This window comes from Malonomonas rubra DSM 5091, assembly GCF_900142125.1.
GTDB classification, from domain to species: Bacteria; Desulfobacterota; Desulfuromonadia; order Desulfuromonadales; family Geopsychrobacteraceae; genus Malonomonas; species Malonomonas rubra.
Window position 1 is genome coordinate 15,761 of sequence record NZ_FQZT01000003.1, and the last position, 16,955, is coordinate 32,715.

General features: G+C 53.4%; 19 protein-coding genes and 1 tRNA gene. 11 read left to right on the forward strand and 9 right to left on the reverse strand.

Going from position 1 to position 16,955, the window contains the following annotated elements:
• The first annotated feature begins 10 nt into the window (after positions 1 to 10).
• From BUB13_RS05160 to rarD, 4 genes are all read left to right on the forward strand, one after another.
• Entirely contained in the window at positions 11 to 466 is a 456-nt protein-coding gene (locus tag BUB13_RS05160; RefSeq protein ID WP_167366802.1) for a rhodanese-like domain-containing protein, read from the forward strand.
• Positions 463 to 1,470, forward strand: coding sequence for an ArsJ-associated glyceraldehyde-3-phosphate dehydrogenase (locus BUB13_RS05165; RefSeq protein ID WP_072906382.1), 1,008 nt, complete (start codon positions 463 to 465; stop codon positions 1,468 to 1,470). The genes BUB13_RS05160 and BUB13_RS05165 overlap by 4 nt, the downstream gene beginning before the upstream one ends.
• Positions 1,471 to 1,597: 127 nt before the next feature.
• On the forward strand, positions 1,598 to 2,809 hold the full coding sequence (gene arsJ, locus BUB13_RS05170) for an organoarsenical effux MFS transporter ArsJ (RefSeq protein WP_072906384.1): 1,212 nt from the start codon (positions 1,598 to 1,600) through the stop codon (positions 2,807 to 2,809).
• 42 nt (positions 2,810 to 2,851) lie between these two features.
• Positions 2,852 to 3,760, forward strand: a complete 909-nt coding sequence (rarD, locus tag BUB13_RS05175; RefSeq protein WP_072906386.1) for an EamA family transporter RarD — start codon at positions 2,852 to 2,854, stop codon at positions 3,758 to 3,760.
• On the opposite strand, the gene BUB13_RS05180 is transcribed toward rarD, so the two are convergent.
• Positions 3,757 to 4,956, reverse strand: a complete 1,200-nt coding sequence (locus BUB13_RS05180; protein ID WP_072906387.1) for a TsoY family (seleno)protein — start codon at positions 4,954 to 4,956, stop codon at positions 3,757 to 3,759. The genes rarD and BUB13_RS05180 overlap by 4 nt on opposite strands.
• Positions 4,957 to 5,192: 236 nt before the next feature.
• On the opposite strand from BUB13_RS05180, the gene BUB13_RS05185 reads away from it, so the two are divergent.
• On the forward strand, positions 5,193 to 5,495 hold the full coding sequence (locus BUB13_RS05185) for a DUF2845 domain-containing protein (RefSeq protein WP_072906388.1): 303 nt from the start codon (positions 5,193 to 5,195) through the stop codon (positions 5,493 to 5,495).
• A 60-nt stretch (positions 5,496 to 5,555) separates the two neighbouring features.
• On the opposite strand, the gene BUB13_RS05190 is transcribed toward BUB13_RS05185, so the two are convergent.
• The 5 genes from BUB13_RS05190 to BUB13_RS05210 all read right to left on the reverse strand — a co-directional run bounded on the left by BUB13_RS05190 (position 5,556) and on the right by BUB13_RS05210 (position 10,324).
• Positions 5,556 to 6,806, reverse strand: coding sequence for a P-loop NTPase (locus BUB13_RS05190; protein WP_072906389.1), 1,251 nt, complete (start codon positions 6,804 to 6,806; stop codon positions 5,556 to 5,558).
• Positions 6,807 to 6,834: 28 nt separating this feature from the next.
• Positions 6,835 to 7,833 (reverse strand): radical SAM protein, encoded by a 999-nt coding sequence (locus BUB13_RS05195; protein WP_072906390.1) that lies wholly within the window; start codon positions 7,831 to 7,833, stop codon positions 6,835 to 6,837.
• A 132-nt stretch (positions 7,834 to 7,965) separates the two neighbouring features.
• Entirely contained in the window at positions 7,966 to 8,304 is a 339-nt protein-coding gene (locus BUB13_RS05200; protein WP_072906391.1) for a DUF5320 domain-containing protein, read from the reverse strand.
• Between the two features lie 12 nt (positions 8,305 to 8,316).
• Positions 8,317 to 8,739 carry a NifB/NifX family molybdenum-iron cluster-binding protein gene (locus BUB13_RS05205; RefSeq protein WP_072906393.1) on the reverse strand — a complete coding sequence of 141 codons (423 nt, stop codon included), beginning with the start codon at positions 8,737 to 8,739 and terminating at the stop codon, positions 8,317 to 8,319.
• Between the two features lie 205 nt (positions 8,740 to 8,944).
• A complete protein-coding gene (locus BUB13_RS05210; protein ID WP_072906395.1) occupies positions 8,945 to 10,324 on the reverse strand; it encodes a sigma-54 interaction domain-containing protein in 1,380 nt (459 codons plus the stop codon).
• A 307-nt stretch (positions 10,325 to 10,631) separates the two neighbouring features.
• Between BUB13_RS05210 and BUB13_RS05215 the strand changes: the two genes are divergently transcribed.
• A tRNA-Thr gene (locus tag BUB13_RS05215) sits at positions 10,632 to 10,707 on the forward strand.
• An 83-nt stretch (positions 10,708 to 10,790) separates the two neighbouring features.
• Here the strand turns inward: BUB13_RS05215 and BUB13_RS05220 are convergent.
• The 3 genes from BUB13_RS05220 to BUB13_RS05230 form a co-directional block, all read right to left on the reverse strand.
• Positions 10,791 to 11,099: an addiction module antidote protein gene (locus BUB13_RS05220; RefSeq protein WP_072906396.1), complete on the reverse strand. Its 309-nt coding sequence runs from the start codon at positions 11,097 to 11,099 to the stop codon at positions 10,791 to 10,793.
• Positions 11,100 to 11,102: 3 nt separating this feature from the next.
• Positions 11,103 to 11,399, reverse strand: coding sequence for a type II toxin-antitoxin system RelE/ParE family toxin (locus BUB13_RS05225; protein WP_072906398.1), 297 nt, complete (start codon positions 11,397 to 11,399; stop codon positions 11,103 to 11,105).
• Between the two features lie 226 nt (positions 11,400 to 11,625).
• On the reverse strand, positions 11,626 to 12,513 hold the full coding sequence (locus tag BUB13_RS05230) for a DMT family transporter (RefSeq protein ID WP_072906400.1): 888 nt from the start codon (positions 12,511 to 12,513) through the stop codon (positions 11,626 to 11,628).
• Between the two features lie 104 nt (positions 12,514 to 12,617).
• Between BUB13_RS05230 and BUB13_RS05235 the strand changes: the two genes are divergently transcribed.
• The 5 genes from BUB13_RS05235 (at position 12,618) to BUB13_RS05255 (ending at position 16,914) form a co-directional block, all read left to right on the forward strand.
• Positions 12,618 to 13,172, forward strand: a complete 555-nt coding sequence (locus tag BUB13_RS05235; protein ID WP_072906402.1) for a helix-turn-helix domain-containing protein — start codon at positions 12,618 to 12,620, stop codon at positions 13,170 to 13,172.
• Positions 13,173 to 13,187: 15 nt separating this feature from the next.
• A complete protein-coding gene (locus BUB13_RS05240) occupies positions 13,188 to 13,844 on the forward strand; it encodes a lactate utilization protein (RefSeq protein WP_072906404.1) in 657 nt (218 codons plus the stop codon).
• A 322-nt stretch (positions 13,845 to 14,166) separates the two neighbouring features.
• Positions 14,167 to 15,459 (forward strand): double-cubane-cluster-containing anaerobic reductase, encoded by a 1,293-nt coding sequence (locus BUB13_RS05245; protein ID WP_072906406.1) that lies wholly within the window; start codon positions 14,167 to 14,169, stop codon positions 15,457 to 15,459.
• Positions 15,460 to 15,464: 5 nt separating this feature from the next.
• Complete coding sequence (locus BUB13_RS05250) at positions 15,465 to 16,202, forward strand: acyl-CoA dehydratase activase (RefSeq protein ID WP_072906408.1); 738 nt, start codon at positions 15,465 to 15,467, stop codon at positions 16,200 to 16,202.
• 253 nt (positions 16,203 to 16,455) lie between these two features.
• Complete coding sequence (locus tag BUB13_RS05255) at positions 16,456 to 16,914, forward strand: response regulator (protein WP_072906410.1); 459 nt, start codon at positions 16,456 to 16,458, stop codon at positions 16,912 to 16,914.
• Positions 16,915 to 16,955: the final 41 nt, after the last annotated feature.

Consider the following 16,955-nt stretch of genomic DNA (forward strand, 5'->3'; position numbering starts at 1 on the left):
AAGAACAAAAATGAAACAATTCACCTTCGCCCTGCTGACCATGCTGCTGCTCAGCAACCCGTCGGTCGCCAGCGATCAACTGCTGGAAGAATATGTCAAAAACTATGATTACGATGCCCGCCTGGAGATGAAAGCAAGCAGCAAAAAGCTGCTCGACCTGCTCGAAGACGGCAAGGCGGTGCTGGTCGATATCCGCTTCAAAGAAGAGCAGCAGGCCTGGGGACCAAGTTTCGCGCTGCAGATACCATTGAACGAATTACCGAGCAGGCTCAATGAGCTGCCGAAGGATAAAATCATCGTTACCGCCTGTCCGCACAAGGACCGGGCCATCATCGCCATGACCTACCTGCGCTCTAAAGGCATCAAGGCGAAATACCTGACCGACGGCCTGATCGGCCTGGCGGAGAATCTGCGCGGTGACGATGCGCTCTACTTTTTACAGCTGATGGAAGAGAATAAGCAATGAGCATCAAAGTCGGTATCAACGGATTCGGCCGCATGGGTCGGCTGGCAGTGCGGGCTGCCTGGGAGTGGCCGGAATTCGAAATTGTTCATATCAACGAGATCAAAGGGGGCGCCGAATGCGCTGCCCACCTGCTCGAATTCGACTCGGTCCATGGCCACTGGGACAAACAGATCGGCTTTAGCAACGACGCACTAACCATCGACGGCAAGAACATTGGTTTCAGCGAGCACAGCGCTCCGGGTGATGTTCCCTGGGATGAGCTGGGCGTCGATATCGTCATCGAAGCCTCCGGCAAGTTCCGCACCACCGAACTGCTGCAGCCCTACTATGATCGCGGGGTGAAAAAAGTGATTGTCGCCGCCCCGGTCAAGCAGGGGGCACTGAACATCGTCATGGGTGTCAACGACCACCTTTACGATCCGGCCGAACACCACCTGCTGACCGCCGCTAGCTGCACCACCAACTGCCTGGCCCCGGTGGTCAAGGTGCTGCATGAAAAGATCGGCATCGAGCACGGCGTCATCACCACCATCCACGACGCCACCAACACCCAGGTTGTCATCGATGCACCGCACAAGGATCTGCGCCGAGCGCGGGCGGCGAGCATGTCGCTGATCCCGACCACCACCGGCAGCGCCACCGCCATCACCCTGATCTACCCGGAGCTGAAAGGCAAGCTGAACGGCCACGCCATCCGCGTCCCGCTGCTGACCGGGTCGATAACCGATGCGGTGTTCGAGATGAAGCGCGAAATAACTGCCGAAGAGGTCAACCAACTGTTCCACGAAGCAGCTCAAGGTGAGTTAAAAGGCATTCTCGGAATCGAGGACCGTCCGCTGGTTTCCATCGATTTCAAGAGCGACACCCGCTCCGGCATCGTCGATGGCCCCAGCACCATGGTGGTCGACGGCAACCAGCTGAAAGTTTTCATCTGGTATGACAACGAAATGGGCTATGCCCACCGCATGATGGAACTGTGCCGGAAGGTTGCTGTAAGCCTTTAACCCGCACCTACAATTATCCCCTCTCCCCATGGGAGAGGGCTAAGGTGAGGGGCGCTCAAATGCCCCCTCATCCGGCCTTCGGCCACCTTCTCCCTTGGGGAGAAGGGAATTTTTCAGCGACGGACCCATGACCGACATCAAAAACTACAGCCTCGTCACCGCTGCCTACTGGGGCTTCACCCTCACCGACGGCGCTCTGCGCATGCTGGTGTTGTTGCACTTTCACGACCTCGGCTACAGCGCAGTGCAGATCGCTTTTCTGTTTCTGCTTTACGAGTTCTGCGGTGTGCTCACCAACCTGATCGGTGGTTGGATCGGTTCGCACATGGGACTGAAGGTGACCCTGTTCAGCGGGCTGGCGTTGCAAATCGTGGCGCTTTTTGCCCTCGGCCTGCTTGATCCAGAGTGGCCGGCGTTGCTGTCAGTCTGCTTTGTCATGGGCCTGCAGGCACTCTCCGGCATCGCCAAAGACCTGACCAAGATGAGCAGCAAAAGTGCCATAAAGGTGCTGGTGCCGGAAGATGCCGACAGCGCCCTGTTCAAATGGGTGGCGGTGCTGACCGGCTCGAAGAACGCGCTCAAAGGTGCCGGTTTCTTCCTTGGTGGTCTGCTGCTGACGCTGTTCGGTTTCCGTGTTTCTCTTTGGCTAATGTCGGCGGGACTGCTGCTGGTGCTAGCGGGGACGATGGTTTCACTGCCGGGTGAAATCGGCATGGCGAAAAAGAAAACCAAGTTCTCAGTCATTTTATCAAAAAGCCGCGACATCAACCTGCTCTCGGCAGCGCGCCTGTTCCTGTTCGGCTCACGCGATATCTGGTTCGTGGTCGGCCTGCCAGTGTTTCTTTCTGCCAGTCTCGGCTGGAGCCACACCCAGGTCGGCGGCTTCCTCGCCCTCTGGGTGATCGGCTACGGCGGCGTGCAGGCACTGGCTCCGAAGCTGCTGAAAACGGTGCTCGGCGACGGCACACCGCGCGGTGGCACCGCCACTAACGGCGCTTTTGCCCTGGCCGGCCTGACCGTGCTGATCGCCATTGGCGTGATGCTCGGACTCTCCCCTTGGCTGACCGTGGTTGCCGGACTGGCGTTGTTCGGACTGATCTTTGCCGTCAACTCCTCAGTTCATTCCTACCTGATCCTGGCTTACACCGAAGCCGATCAGGCGGCGCTGAATGTTGGCTTCTACTACATGGCCAACGCCGCCGGGCGGCTTGTCGGCACCCTGCTGTCGGGGATTGTTTTTCAACTGGCGGGGCTGGTCGGCTGTCTCTGGGTTTCGGCGGGGTTCGTACTGATTGCCGGGGGAATTTCTCTTTTTCTGCCACAAGGCAAGCAAGCATAATTGCCGCTTGCCTTTTTCCGCTAACAGGCGCAGATTCCCCGGATGCCAAACAGCAATCCCGACAATTCTCGGCAAGATGTCCTTTACGGCATCATTGCCTACACCATCTGGGGCTCTTTTCCGGTCTTCTTCAAAGCGCTGCACGGTGCGGCACCGCTGGAGATTGTCAGCCACCGGATTTTCTGGTCGGCGGTATTCCTCTGCGGCTTGCTGATTTTCAGGCACCAGTTCAGCAGTATCCTGACAACCATCAGGGATCGAGGGACACTACTGACTCTGTTCATATCAACCCTGCTGATCTCGGGAAACTGGCTGACCTTCCTGTTTGCCATTGAACGCGGCGAAGTGCTGCAATCAAGTCTCGCCTACTTCATCACGCCGCTGATCAGCGTCCTGCTCGGTTTCATTTTCCTGCGGGAACGACTCAATCGATGGCAAACCTTAAGTTTGCTGCTGGCAACCGCCGGTGTTTTCAACCTGACGTTCCAACACGGCCAGATTCCCTGGCTGGCGCTGATAATGGCATTCTCTTTCGGCTGCTACGGGCTACTGCGCAAACTGGCCCGAGTTGACGCGACCGTCGGTCTGACCGTCGAGACCAGTCTGCTGGCACCAATCGCCCTCTGCTACATCATTTTCCTCGGCAACGGTCTACAGGGACACTTCCTTAGCGGAGAGATACGACTCGACATCCTGTTGCCGCTCTCCGGCGTCGTCACGGCCATCCCGCTACTGCTGTTCGTCGCCGCCGCCCGGCGGCTGCAGCTGACCACCATCGGCTTTCTGCAATATATCACCCCCAGCCTGCACTTTCTGCTTGCCATCGGCGTCTACCGGGAACCCTTCTCCTCCAGTCAACTCACCAGTTTCCTGTTCATCTGGGCAGGGCTTGCGGTTTATTCAGCCAATGCGATTCTCAGCAGTCGAGCCAAAAGAGCGGCCGCTGTTTAATCAGCAGGGGCGATATCCCCTTTCAATTTGAGATATTGCCGGTAGATCATCGAAAAAAGAATCACCACATCGAGCAGCATAAACAGCAGAGCCACAGCCTGGGTCGCCGTGTAGGCAAGGGCATGCTTGTAGACAAAGGTGGTCAGCACCCCATAAGCGACCATCGGACAGATCAGGCCCCACTGCGATTCGTCGAAATACTGCATGCTGAACAGGTTGTTCTTGAAATAATCACGCAGCATGAAGAGGCCGAGCAAAAGGTACCAGGTCATCAGCGCGATGCCGGTTGAGACGACCATTGCAAAAACGGCATCCGGCAGCTTGGTGTGAAATTTGTGCTGGAAGTAGTAGCCATAACGCAGCAGCGAAATCGTCAGCAGGGTAATAATCGGCATGACGATGAAAAACGCCGGCAGAAATTCAATCTTCTGCGGCAGGCCGCTGGCGTAGTGCGAGCGGAACAGGCTGAAAACTTTCACCAGTAAGAGGAAAAATGCCATCGTGAAAAGAACCAGCGACAGGATAAAAACAAAATCCGCCAACCCACCATGGGCCAGATAAGCGATACCGGTCCCCGTCACTGCGGTCATCCCCATGGCGAAAGGCACCAGCAACCAGCCGAAGTGCATCTTGTCGACATCAAAGCCCTTCTGCAGCGCGATGGCCTGCAGGCGGATGGCGGTCAGCAAGGTCCAGAGCCAGAGGAGAAAATAGACGGCCGAAGCGATCGGCAGCAGCATCTCCATGTTCTCACGCATCCAGGGGACAAAGACATAGCCGAGAACCAGAGACACGTTAAACGCCATGCCGGAAGCGAGAACCGGCGAGATCAGCACCGAGTTACGTGACGTATCGTTGAGCAGCTCGCGGTACTTTTCCGGGTAAAGCTTACGCCAGCGATAATAGAGCCAGAAGCAGCCGATCAGGGCGACAATATGCAGGGCCCCGAAAAACAGCATGTGCCCCTTCATATAATTGGCCAGAAACGTCATCCCGCCCCCCACCTTTGCGGCGAAATCATTGATGACTTCGAGGTAAAGCATCCCCTTCATCGGCGGGTTTCGCTCCAAGGTGTTATTGAGAAAAGCGAAACCGGCGACAGATGTGCCACCGAAACCAAGGGCCATGATGAACCAGAGCATGTTGAAACGCTCAATCAGTGGGGAAACTTTCTGCGTTGTTGTTCTGTTTGTCATATCGCCTCACATTTTTTTACATGGAATTTATTGCAAAATCATCGGAAGAACTTTGAGGGACAAAACTACAGCATATACATTCGAGAATCAATATATTTATATCAACCAAGTCCTCAGGTTCTGTCAAGATCGGCAAACTGAGGAAAACCGCTTATTTCAACCAGCTGGAAATTCCCGGTACAAAACCGGGAAACTTAGCAGTATACTTTCCGTGACAAACCAACACGGAGCCCCGAATGAAAACTGCTTTTTTCTACATCCTGACTGCTGTTGTCCTGAGTCTGCCGGCAACAGATTCCTTTGCCCTGCGCTGTGGCAGCAAACTTGTCGCTGAGGGCGATTACAAATACAAAGTCCTGCTTGCCTGCGGCCCACCGGTTTCGCGGGAAGTGATCGGCTACATCGACCGCGAGCAGCGTGACGAGCGGATTCGGGTGATGAAAATCGAGGAATGGATCATTAAATCGAATAATGTCTATTATCGCCTGGAATTTGAGGGCAATGTGCTGGTGAATGTGGACTGGGTCGATCGCCAGTAAATTTGACAACACAGCCATCCAGGCCGGGCTTCAGCCCGGATGGCCATCCCCCTCCCAGGGTTATCCGTTTTCAGCTTTATCCAGATTATGCTTCTGGTTCAACCCGGCGATCGGCTGCATGATGTCGCGCATAATTTCCGCCGTTGCGGACTCCGCGTGATGACGAACAAATGGAGTTCCACTGTCGCCAGCAACAGCGACCCTAGGGTCGATTGGCAGGGAGCCGAGGAACGGAACTTTCATATCGCTGGCAATTTTAGCCCCACCGCCGGAGGACAGAATATGCGTAATTTCACCACACTTGGGACAGACAAAACCGTTCATGTTCTCGACCACACCGAGAACGGGCACATCCAATTGACGACAGAAAGTAATCGACTTACGCACATCAACCGCAGCCACTTTTTGCGGCGTTGTCACAATCACCGCCCCATCCAGTGAGCCGATCAACTGACAGACCGACAGAGGCTCATCCCCGGTTCCCGGAGGCGAATCGATAATTAGGTAATCGAGATCGCCCCAAACGACATCTTTCAGAAACTGCTCAATCACTCCCATTTTCCGTGGCCCGCGCCAGATTACAGCATCATCTTGATTTGTCAGCAGAAAACCGACCGACATCACTTTCAGACCATCGCAATCGATCGGCAATAAACCGTCGGCATTGCCATCAAGCAGTTTCCCTTCGACACCGAGCATGGTCGGAACACTCGGGCCATGGATATCAACATCGAGCAGACCGACTTTATTCCCGGCCTCACGCAGCGCCATTGCCAGGTTAACAGCGACTGTACTCTTGCCGACACCTCCCTTGCCGGACAGGACAGCGGTCTTGTGTTTGATGCGGCCGAGCCGGGCCTGCAGCCGATCCTGTGACTCCTGCATGTCATTCTGCTTCTGCGGGCTTTGATTTGAAGGACAAGCCGCTCCGCGCTGCTGCTGATAGTTTCGACAGGCTGCTGTTAAACTTTCTACTGCCAGCAAAGCACAATGTTCTGCGGCCTGCGGAACCTCCCCCAGAGCATCGAGAATATCCTCTGCCTGCAGTTCTTTCACTTTTTTCATCGGTTTGCCCTCGGCAAGAACCGTCAGCATGCCGCCACATGCGCGGGATGGTGCGCAGCCATCCGTCGCAAACGCTGCTTTCTTCAGCACACCCTCCTGCACGAAAAGCCAGAATTCCATTGTGTCGCCACAGTCGCCTTTGACTTTGGCATAAGCATTAAATACATTGAGAGGCCCCACATTGCGTGGGTTGTTCGCATATTCACAAGCGATGGGGGAATATCCCTCCAGTCCTTCTACAGCCATTTCTATCATCCTCCTGATTATTACGGCATTACACCCGGCAGGCCGATTGGCCAGACAAAACTTCGTACTGCTGTTCGTGTTCAACAGCGGAATAAAACAAATGGTCATCGCGCATGCTGGTTGTCAGCTTGCCCACTTTGTACAGATCAGAAAGGAGCTTGAGCGCTTCCATATTGTGGATGCCCAAGCCCGCAGCGACATCCTGAGACGTGCAGGGGCGACGACTGAGCAGAGCCAGCACTTCTGCTTCGCGCACCGGAGACAGTCCAAGCGGCTGCACCACCTGCGGCAGGGGATCGCTGATAATTTCGCAGTTGCCGGGGAAAAGTTTGGCGAATTTTTCCAGCTGCGCCTTGGCAACCGGAAAAGCGAAGTTCTCCACCGGTGGCCGGTCAACGCTGTTCAGCTGCACCCTGGTTGCACCGATCCGGCCACTGAGCTCTGCGATTTTCATGACTTCCGACTCAATTCCCGTCACCCCGGCAAGTAACAAGACTTCCAGATGAATTTCACCTTCGAATCGTTGAGCAAAAGTGACCAGTCCATCGACCATCTGCTCGAAAGACAGCTCTTTTTGGGGCCGGTTCACGTAACGGAACAACGCACTGCTGCCGGCATCGAGAGAGGGAACAACCAGATCGGCCTGCATCAACTCATCCTGCACGTCAGGCATCCACAGCAGAGACCCGTTGGTCAGGACCGCGACCGGAATATCGGTCAGCTGCTTTATCTCTCTGATCAAAACACCCAGATCCGAATTCAACGTTGGCTCTCCGGAACCGGCCAGACTGATATAGTCGGGCCGAGCACCGGCTGCCAGTTTCCGCTTCAGTTCCTCGACAATTTTTTCAGCCGGGACGTAACGCCGTCGCCTGAGGGTCAAATCGGTAGTGCGCCCAAGCTGGCAGTAAATACAGTCGTACGAGCAGACTTTATAAGGCACCATATCGATTCCGAGGGAACGCCCAAGCCGGCGAGACGGTACCGGCCCGTATAAATAGGTGTATCCATCTTCTTTTTTCGTCATATCTGCACTCCCTCACAATATCGCGCCTTCCGCTGCGTCTCTGGGTCTGCAACGAAAGGCACGTTTTTTTGACTGGCTAACATCCGGGACACTTCACCAGCATTTCATTTCTGCCACGAATCGATCAGCCGGTTATGCTTCGGTATCTTTCTCGACATCAGCCAGTCTCTTTTTAACTATCGCTAACTCCTCTTCCAAGGCCGCAGCCTGATTTTCCAGTGCCTGCGCTTCCAATTCCGGGGAAGCGACAACGTCCCATCCACTGCTTCGCCAACCGGGCTGACCAGTGGCATAAAACATGTTGCGCCGGCCCCGACCGCCAAAAGCGTTGCGTCCACCTCGAACGCCGCCACACTGCCAACCACGGCCTGCGACAATTCCGCCAGCTGTTCGTTTACTTCCGCAGTATCCTGCGCCCAACCCGGTCATTGCTCCCATTCCTTCTGGTCCTGTTCTGTCTCTTCCAGGCATAACGATCTCCTTTCATCTCCAAAATGTGTTTTCTCGGCCTCTTCTCATTCCGAGTCCCTTCGACTGGCGCATATTTCGCCCTTTTCCTGTTCCACCGGAGCAGCGGCAACCTGGCATCCTGAAATCTTCCGTTTCCAGCCGATTTTCCTGCCAACCTTGCAGCACCTGCTGCAACTCCCCTGCGACAAAAGGAATAACCTGAACACCGTAAGCGCTGATCATGTTTTGCAGCGGTTTTGAGATCGCCCCACAAACCAGCGCGTTAACTCCCAGTTCAACCAGCTGCATACAGCGCTGGGCAGGGGTTGCCGCAGCCAGGGTCAGTCTTTCCCGGGCGACAATGCGCCCCATCTCAGTCTCCACCAGCAATATTCGGCGGCTGTTATCAAAAACCGGTGAGATGCGCTGATCCCAGTATGAGAATGCGACTTTCATTCAGGTTGCTCCTTTTCCACCGCCCGATTTTCTGCTGCTACGGTTTTAAAGAGCAAAAGAAGAGCCAACTTGAAAAAAGCGCTCAACCAATCATAAACACTTGTAATAAAAGAGATATTCAGAGAAAGGCGAGAGAAGAATGAAAGCCACTTGACTGCATATTTGCAACCCTACTGGACAAACAGAGGTGCAAAAAAGCGACCCTTCAAGAAGAATTGCGTGTGCGGCCGTCTCGTTCCGGCAGGGGAATGTCAAGCTTCTTCATGCGCCGGAACAGGGTGGTTTTATGGATACCGAGTTCACGTGCCGCGGCCAGCCGGTTGAAACCGTTCCGTTCCAGGGCTGCGAGAATCGCCTGGGCGTCGAGAGCGGCACGAGCGCTGCGCAGATCAGCATCGGCTGCAGATTCTGCGCGCTGACCGGTTAACTCTGCCGGCAGGTGAGAAATATCGATCAGTCCATGGCTGCAGAGGATGAATGCCCGCTCGATGCTGTTTTCCAGCTCGCGGATGTTGCCGGGCCAATGATGTGCCATCAGTAGCGAAAGTGCCTCAGCGGCGATTCCTTGAACATTTTTCTGCTGTAGACGGTTAAAGTGAGAGATAAACTGCTCCACCAACAGAGGAACGTCTTCTTTGCGCCGCCGCAGCGGCGGCAATTCGAGCCGCACCACGTTGACCCGGTAGTAAAGATCTTCGCGGAAAAGGCCCTGTTTGACCAACTCGGCCAGATCCTTGTTGGTCGCGACAATCACCCGCACATCGGCGATCTCGGAACGGGTTGCACCGAGCGGCTCGAAGCTGCGCTCCTGCAGAACGCGCAGCAAACGCACCTGCAGAGCCGGGCTGATCTCACCGATCTCATCGAGGAAGATGGTTCCACCACGCGCCAAGGTAAAACGTCCCGGTTTGTCTTTCTGGGCACCAGTGAAAGCGCCCTTTTTGTACCCGAACAGCTCCGATTCAAGCAGTGTGTCGGGCAGCGCCCCACAGTTGACGGCAACAAAAGGGCCTTCGCTGCGCGCGCTGAGCGCATGAATGGTGCGAGCCATCACCTCTTTACCGGTGCCAGTTTCACCCAGTACCAGCACCGTACTGGGGCTGGCAGCGATGGCAGGAAGAACTTCAAACAGGCGTTGCATCAAGGGGCTGCGACTGGTCAGTTCGCCGACCCGGTAATTACCTTCCAGCTCCTGCCGCAACGCTTCCACCTCCGACAGGTCGCGAAAGGTTTCTGCCCCGCCGATCACCTTTCCGTCAGCATCGCGCAGCACCGCCGTGGAAATACTGGTCGGGATGCGGTTACCATCGGCGTCGATAATATAACCGGAGCTGCCGATGCTCGGTTTACCGGTCTGCAACGTCTTCTTCAAAGGGCAGCCCGGGCCACACATGCTGGAGCGGAAGACTTCGGAGCAGAGTTGGCCAACGGCATCATGGCGTGGCACGCCCGTGATCTCTTCTGCCGCACGGTTGAACGATGTAATACGCCATTGCAGATCGACAGTAAAGACACCATCGGAGATACTCTCCAAAATGGCTTCGGTCGGGGTCACATCTGCTGAATCCGATTTTTTCTTCTCCATCCCTGCGCTCCAAGAAAGGTTTGATCACCAGTCTACGCCTCAGAGTAGCACTTTTGCAACCACCTGTCTTTCCTGTTTCCTCGCAAAACATTCACCGATAAGAAATTGACTCCGATATCGAATTAAGGTAAATATTCAAACCTCTTTGCCACCCTAGCTCAGTTGGTAGAAATCTTGGGTCAGAGTGGCGAAGTGCTGAACTTTTAAGAGGTTAAGAGGTTATGCCACTAAATCAAGTCAGCACCACAGCTGATCGAGAGCGGCAGAACCAAATAAAACAAAAAAATAAATATTTACAAATACTTAGGCCGATGTAGCTCATTTGGTAGAGCAGTTCACTCGTAATGATCAGGTAGTCGGTTCAACTCCGATCATCGGCTCCATAAAAGCAAAGGGGGTTAGCGAAAATGCTAACCCCCTTTGCTTATTCTGAATGTCCCGAAACAAGCCCGATCGAACCACTGTGTCAATGTGTATGAATCGGCTCTGCCACCAGCTTTACCCCCAAGGCCGTACAGACTCGGCTGATGGTATCGAAGCGCGGTTTTGCCGTCGGCTTGAGTGCCCTGTACAGCGCCTCACGGGACAGACCGGTCGCCCTGGCGATGTCCGTCATCCCCTTGGCCTTGGCAATATCTCCCAAGGCGGCTGCCAGTAAGGCTGGATCATTTTCTTCCAGCACCACCGTCAGGTAAGCGGCGATATCCTCGTCATCCTTCAGAAGTTTTGCCGGGTCAAAATCTGACAGATCGTCAATGTGTAGTTTTTTAGCCATACCTTAATCCTCCAGCATACGTGCACGCTGTTTTGCGACGGCAATATCATTGCTTTGAGAACTTTTGTCTCCGCCACCAAGCATCACGATCAAAACATCTCCACGCTTCAGGTAATACATGCGCCAGCCCGGACCAAAATGCTCCCGCATTTCAAACAGACCACCTCCTACCGGCTTCACATCACCAAGGTTCCCGAGCATGGCCTTGCGCAGGCGAACGCTCAAGCGCTGCTTGGTCATTCGATCTTTCAACCCTCCAAGCCAGGCGTCAAATTCGGGAAGTGTTTTCACCGTGTACATATAAAAAGTGTAACCAAACGATCACACAAAGTCAATGCCCTGCAACTGAGCCCGCTAGCCCAAATTACGCACCAGCAATTCGTTATCGGTTGTGCTCATCTGCTAGAGCAGTTCACTCGTAATGATCAGGTCGTCGGTTCAAATCCGATGGGTGGCTCCAGGATGAAAGGGGTTAGCGATTTTCGCTAGCCCCTTGTTCTTTTCCTGAATATATTCTCGCAACCGTCTATTTCCTCCTCAGCAGAAACACACCGACAAAGATCAAAACTGTCGCCAGATAGTCGGTCCAACCAATCGGTTCGCCGACCAGCAATGTCCCGATGACCAAAGCGACTACGGGCGGGATGTAAGTCACAGAAGAGGCTGCAACGGCACCGAGGTTTTCGACAATATAGTAGTAGATGATATAAGCCAGCCCGGTTCCGAGCAGGCCGAGACCGACGATTAATCCCAGTGTAGCATGAGGATTTGTAAAGATCTGTGAGATTCCCTGGTAGTCGGTCACCAATGTCAGTGCCAGCAATCCGAGACCTAATTGGTAGGTTGTCAGTGCTGCCGCAGGGATTTTCAATGGAATGATAAACTTCTTTGCGTAAACAAAGGCCGCACCAAGGCAGAGTGAGCCGGCGACAATATACAAAACCCCTTCCAGGTTAGTGGTCGCAACGTCGATCTCCCATGGGCGACAGATGATCACGACACCGATAAAACCAACCAGTATGCCAGCAATTTTTATTATGCTCGCTCTTTCTTCAGCGAGAAACAAAACTGCCAGCAGAAAGGAAAAAAGCGGGATGGCGCCACTGACCGCACCTGCCACTCCGGATAAAAGCAAGGATGTCCCTTTGGCAAAACCGTAGTAATAAACCGCCGTCGCCAACATGGCCATGATGAAAAAATGACCGATGTACTTACTGTGTTGCCAACTCAGTACACCTCGCCACCGCGCATAGATAAGCACGGGAACAAAACCAAACAGCACGCGGAAAAACACAATCTGCATGGGAGATATCAGGTTGGCTGCCAGCTTCATGTAAATGAAATTACTCCCCCAGATGACACCAAGCGCACAAAAGGCAATGACCGGAAGGGATAAAAATCTGTTTGTTGTCATATTGAGATCGGTCCTTGAATTATGAGAAACCTGCCTGTATGCTTTGAAGATCATTTGTACGCAAAATAAATCAAAGGACAACATATTGTCAAGGTGTGTGCTATATGGAACATTCAAGCGAAGCGATTGCCGATAACCTGCGTTGCCAGCGAGAGCGCCGTGGGCTTAGCCTCGACCAGCTCGCTGAGCTGACAGGTGTGAGCAAAAGTATGCTTCGGCAGATCGAAACGGGCAAATCTAGTCCGACCATTGCAACTTTATGGAAAATCGCCAACGGGCTCCGACTGTCCTTTTCTGCCCTGCTCTGCAAAGAAGCCGTTGAGGCGGAGGTCAAGTCGTTTTGCGCTGAGCCGCCTCTGTCAGCGGAAGAGGGACACTATCGATTGTTTCCGCTAATCCCCTTCTCACCGCATCAGCCTTTCGAGAGCTACTATTTCGAGATCGATCCGGGTACGGAATTTCACGGCGAGCCTCACGAGGGAAACGTGCACGAGTATCTGTTTGTGACCAAGGGAGCAATAAGGCTGCGCCTGGAGGGGAAGGATTATCAGATAAATGCGGGGGAATTTCTGCAATTTCAGGCAGACAGACCCCACGAATACAAATGTGTCAGCGACAAGATGGCAACAGCAATCATGCAGGTCAGCTATCAAGCCTAAGAACAGGAGTGTGCTATGGAAGACTGTGTTGAAGTCTATTGGCAAAAACACCTGGGAAAATGTCGAGCCGCGCTGGAGGCAAACAACTTCGATGTGTATTTCGCCACAGACACTTCGGACGCCGGGAGAATTATCTACGAAGAGATTGTGCCGATGCTCTCTCCAAAGACGGCATCCTGGGGAGATTCCATGACCCTTCAGGCCACCGGAGCCATTGAACAACTGAGGAATGATCCGGAAATCGAATTTATCGAGACCTTTGAAGCAGGCGTCCCGCGACCAGAGATCATCGAACGTCGTCGGCAGGCTTTACTGGTCGACCTGTTTCTGACCGGCACTAACGCGCTCACCGAACGCGGTCAGCTGGTCAATCTGGACATGATCGGCAACCGGGTTGGCGGGATTCTTTTCGGCCCGAAACATACCGTTGTCACCATCGGCAGAAACAAGATCGTTCCTGATCTGGAAGCAGCCATGCAGCGGGTCAGAAATGTTGCCGCACCTATGAACGGTATCAAACACCCCCGCTTTAAGACTCCTTGCCAGAAGACAGGGTACTGTCACGATTGCAAAAGCCCGGACCGAATCTGCAACGCATGGACGATTATGGAAAAATGCTTTCCGCCCAAGCGTATCAAAGTAGTGCTGATCAATCAGGATTTTGGTCTCTAAAAGCACGACAGCAACTGTTCACATCTGGCGTTTGAAGGTTGGAGCCATGACTAGTCAAGCCCCTTCGGGGGCATGATAACTTATTTTCATACCCCCGAAGAAATCAGTTCCAGAGTTCAATCTAAACGTGCAGCCAGAACGTAATGCCTCAGCCGCAACTATCGAGGTAAAAATTACCACACCCGCGACAAAAGCAGATCCCCATCGGAGATACCAATAGCACTCATCGGTTTGATAAATTTTATCTATTTGACTGATTCGACTCCCACCTTTATAGCTATGTGCAAATCATTGTTCCATTGCCCGCCACGGAGGAAACACTATGAGTGAACAGTTTCAAGTCAAAGCCGATCCGGAACTCTGGGCCAAGCTCGATATGGATGTTGAGCGTTTTTCCAACATCCCGCCGATGCTGACCGGAGTCTTTAACGATGTCTTTTTGAGCCAGGAGAATCGCCCCCAGGGAATGGGATATTTCGACAATATGGTGAGCAACATTTTCACCGGCCGCATCCAGGAAATGTACGATGCCAGGGAAGAAGGCCGTCCGGTCGTCGGCACCTTCTGCGTATATGTCCCGGAAGAGATCATCCACGCCGCCGGCGGTGTTTGTGTCGGCCTCTGTGGCGGTTCACAGGGATCGATCGGTGATGCCGAAAAGATTTTGCCCCGCAATATCTGCCCAATGGTCAAGTCGGCCTTCGGCTTCAAGGTCGGCCGCATCTGCCCCTTCTTCCAGGTCGTCGATTTCGTCTACGGCGAAACCACCTGTGATGCCAAGAAAAAGACCTGGGAACTGCTCGACGAATATGTTCCGACCCATGTCATGGAAATCCCGCAGATGAAACGGGAACGGGACAAAAAACTCTGGGTGGAAGAGGTCAAAGATTTCAAAACGGCGATTGAGCAGCAAACTGGTAAAGACGTCACGGAAACAGAGCTGAAGCAGGCGATCGAAACGATGAATGCCAAGCGTAAAGCGATGCAACGCCTGAACGATCTACGTCACCATGACCCCTCGCCGATCAGCGGCCGCGACATGTTGCTGATCCAGCAGATTGCTTTCTACGATATCCCGGAGCGCTTCACCGAAAAGGTGAATGAACTGTGCGACGAACTCGAAGCGCGTATCAAAACGGAAAACTATGTCGCGCCGAAAGGCACGACCCGGTTGATGGTCTCCGGCACCCCGATGGCGCTGCCAAACTGGAAACTGCACAACATCATCGAAAAATCCGGCGCGGTCATCGTCAATGAAGAGAGCTGCATCGGCACGCGCTACTACAAAGATACCATCTCCACCGACGGCACCAACATGGAGCAGATGCTGGAGAAACTGACCGAGCGCTACATGCAGATCGACTGCTCTTGCTTCACCCCGAACGATGATCGCATTGACCAGGTCATCAAGGAATACCGCGAATCAGGTGCCCAGGGGATTATCGATTATTGCCTGCAGTTCTGTCACACCTACAACATCGAAGCGGTCAAGTTGCGTCAGGCCTGCGAAAAAGAAGGCATCCCCTTCCTGGCGATCGAATCGGACTACTCGCCCGAAGATGTCGGTCAGCTGCAGACCAGGATCGAAGCTTTCATCGAGCAGATTCAGGATTGAAAATAATGACCATAGGAATCGACCTTGGTTCAAGAACCATCAAGCTGGCTGTCCTCAAGGATGGCCAGCTTGATTCGTGGCAGGTGGTAGAGAGTAGCTTCAAGCCACACCTGCAGTCGCAGGAACTGCTCAAAGCCTATCCGGCAAAAAACATCATCGCCACAGGATATGGCCGGCATCTGGCCAAAAAGCATTTCGCCCAAGGTGTAATCACCGAAATCAAGGCACATGCCCTGGGTGCGCGTCACCTCTTTCCCGGCTGTCGCACTATCCTTGATGTCGGTGGTCAAGATTCGAAAGTGATCAGTCTCGACGCCAACGGCAAAGTCAGTAATTTCCAGATGAATGATAAATGCGCAGCTGGGACCGGAAAATTTCTTGAAATGATGTCCACCTCTCTCGGCTACGAGTTGAGTCAATTCGGCGAAGCTGCAGCGAAATCATCCGGAAACCTGGGCATCGGTAACATGTGCGCAGTTTTTGCTGAATCGGAAGTGGTTTCACTGCGCAACGATGGGCATTCCCCCGAAGACATTGCCCGGGCGGTGCATATGTCCGTCGTCGACAGGGTGGCTGCAATGCTTGAACGGATCGGCATTGCAGGGGAGCTGGTCTTCTCTGGCGGGGTCGCCAACAACCGCTGTATTGCCGAGTTACTTGAGAAAAAACTGGGCCGGACGGTTTTTGTGCCAAAAGTTCCTGATATTGTCGGCGCCCTGGGCGCGGCACTGCATCAAACCTGACATCCTGCTGCTACAAGCAGAGAACCATCCCTGCAACCTTCTCTCGTTGTCTAAAATCAAAAAGAAAACAGGCACTTCGGTAACGCTGCTGCCTGTTTTCATTCACAAGCCGCCACCCTCTTAACAATTCTTAAATCTTTTATTTAAGGCAATCGGTTACATTACTATCTCAGTAATGGTCTTGATTATTTTGCTCAAGATAGCGCAAAATTCAAAAACCGATGCTGCTATGGGGGATTTACGAGGGGGGATTATGCGAAAGGCTTTTCGTGCCATCGTTATCGACGACATGGATTTCTGCCGGGAACTGTTGACTGATTTTCTGCAGGATCGTGGCTACCAGGTCGTCAGTTATACGGATGTCACAACCTGCCCCCTTTTTCCTGCGCGCGACGCTCTGTGTCCAAAAACTGGGAAGTGTGCGGATTTTCTGCTCACCGACAACCGCATGCCACATATGCAGGGACTTGATTTCATCGAACTGCTACAACAGGGAGACTGTAAAATTTCCCCCTTCGGCAGGGCAATCTTTTCAGCTCATTGGTCCCAGGACGAGCGGACAAAAGCTGAGCAACTCGGCTGCAGAACGTTTGATAAACCTTACGACCTGGAACGGCTGGCCCACTGGTTGGACGAGCAGGAAAGAAAAATCCCCTGCGATCGTTCCTTGCTCGACATTGCTGATATTATGTCAGGTCGGCCTGGGAAATAAAAATAACGGCATTGACCTGCAATTCGATTAATTGAGAAGTA

Excerpts from the sequence above, each read along its gene's own strand:
- BUB13_RS05160 (WP_167366802.1), top strand. The coding sequence starts at position 11 with ATGAAACAATTCACCTTCGCCCTGCTGACCATGCTGCTGCTCAGCAAC.
- BUB13_RS05165 (WP_072906382.1), top strand. The coding sequence starts at position 463 with ATGAGCATCAAAGTCGGTATCAACGGATTCGGCCGCATGGGTCGGCTG.
- arsJ (WP_072906384.1), top strand. The coding sequence starts at position 1,598 with ATGACCGACATCAAAAACTACAGCCTCGTCACCGCTGCCTACTGGGGC.
- rarD (WP_072906386.1), top strand. The coding sequence starts at position 2,852 with ATGCCAAACAGCAATCCCGACAATTCTCGGCAAGATGTCCTTTACGGC.
- BUB13_RS05180 (WP_072906387.1), bottom strand. The coding sequence starts at position 4,956 with ATGACAAACAGAACAACAACGCAGAAAGTTTCCCCACTGATTGAGCGT.
- BUB13_RS05185 (WP_072906388.1), top strand. The coding sequence starts at position 5,193 with ATGAAAACTGCTTTTTTCTACATCCTGACTGCTGTTGTCCTGAGTCTG.
- BUB13_RS05190 (WP_072906389.1), bottom strand. The coding sequence starts at position 6,806 with ATGGCTGTAGAAGGACTGGAGGGATATTCCCCCATCGCTTGTGAATAT.
- BUB13_RS05195 (WP_072906390.1), bottom strand. The coding sequence starts at position 7,833 with ATGACGAAAAAAGAAGATGGATACACCTATTTATACGGGCCGGTACCG.
- BUB13_RS05200 (WP_072906391.1), bottom strand. The coding sequence starts at position 8,304 with ATGCCTGGAAGAGACAGAACAGGACCAGAAGGAATGGGAGCAATGACC.
- BUB13_RS05205 (WP_072906393.1), bottom strand. The coding sequence starts at position 8,739 with ATGAAAGTCGCATTCTCATACTGGGATCAGCGCATCTCACCGGTTTTT.
- BUB13_RS05210 (WP_072906395.1), bottom strand. The coding sequence starts at position 10,324 with ATGGAGAAGAAAAAATCGGATTCAGCAGATGTGACCCCGACCGAAGCC.
- BUB13_RS05220 (WP_072906396.1), bottom strand. The coding sequence starts at position 11,099 with ATGGCTAAAAAACTACACATTGACGATCTGTCAGATTTTGACCCGGCA.
- BUB13_RS05225 (WP_072906398.1), bottom strand. The coding sequence starts at position 11,399 with ATGTACACGGTGAAAACACTTCCCGAATTTGACGCCTGGCTTGGAGGG.
- BUB13_RS05230 (WP_072906400.1), bottom strand. The coding sequence starts at position 12,513 with ATGACAACAAACAGATTTTTATCCCTTCCGGTCATTGCCTTTTGTGCG.
- BUB13_RS05235 (WP_072906402.1), top strand. The coding sequence starts at position 12,618 with ATGGAACATTCAAGCGAAGCGATTGCCGATAACCTGCGTTGCCAGCGA.
- BUB13_RS05240 (WP_072906404.1), top strand. The coding sequence starts at position 13,188 with ATGGAAGACTGTGTTGAAGTCTATTGGCAAAAACACCTGGGAAAATGT.
- BUB13_RS05245 (WP_072906406.1), top strand. The coding sequence starts at position 14,167 with ATGAGTGAACAGTTTCAAGTCAAAGCCGATCCGGAACTCTGGGCCAAG.
- BUB13_RS05250 (WP_072906408.1), top strand. The coding sequence starts at position 15,465 with ATGACCATAGGAATCGACCTTGGTTCAAGAACCATCAAGCTGGCTGTC.
- BUB13_RS05255 (WP_072906410.1), top strand. The coding sequence starts at position 16,456 with ATGCGAAAGGCTTTTCGTGCCATCGTTATCGACGACATGGATTTCTGC.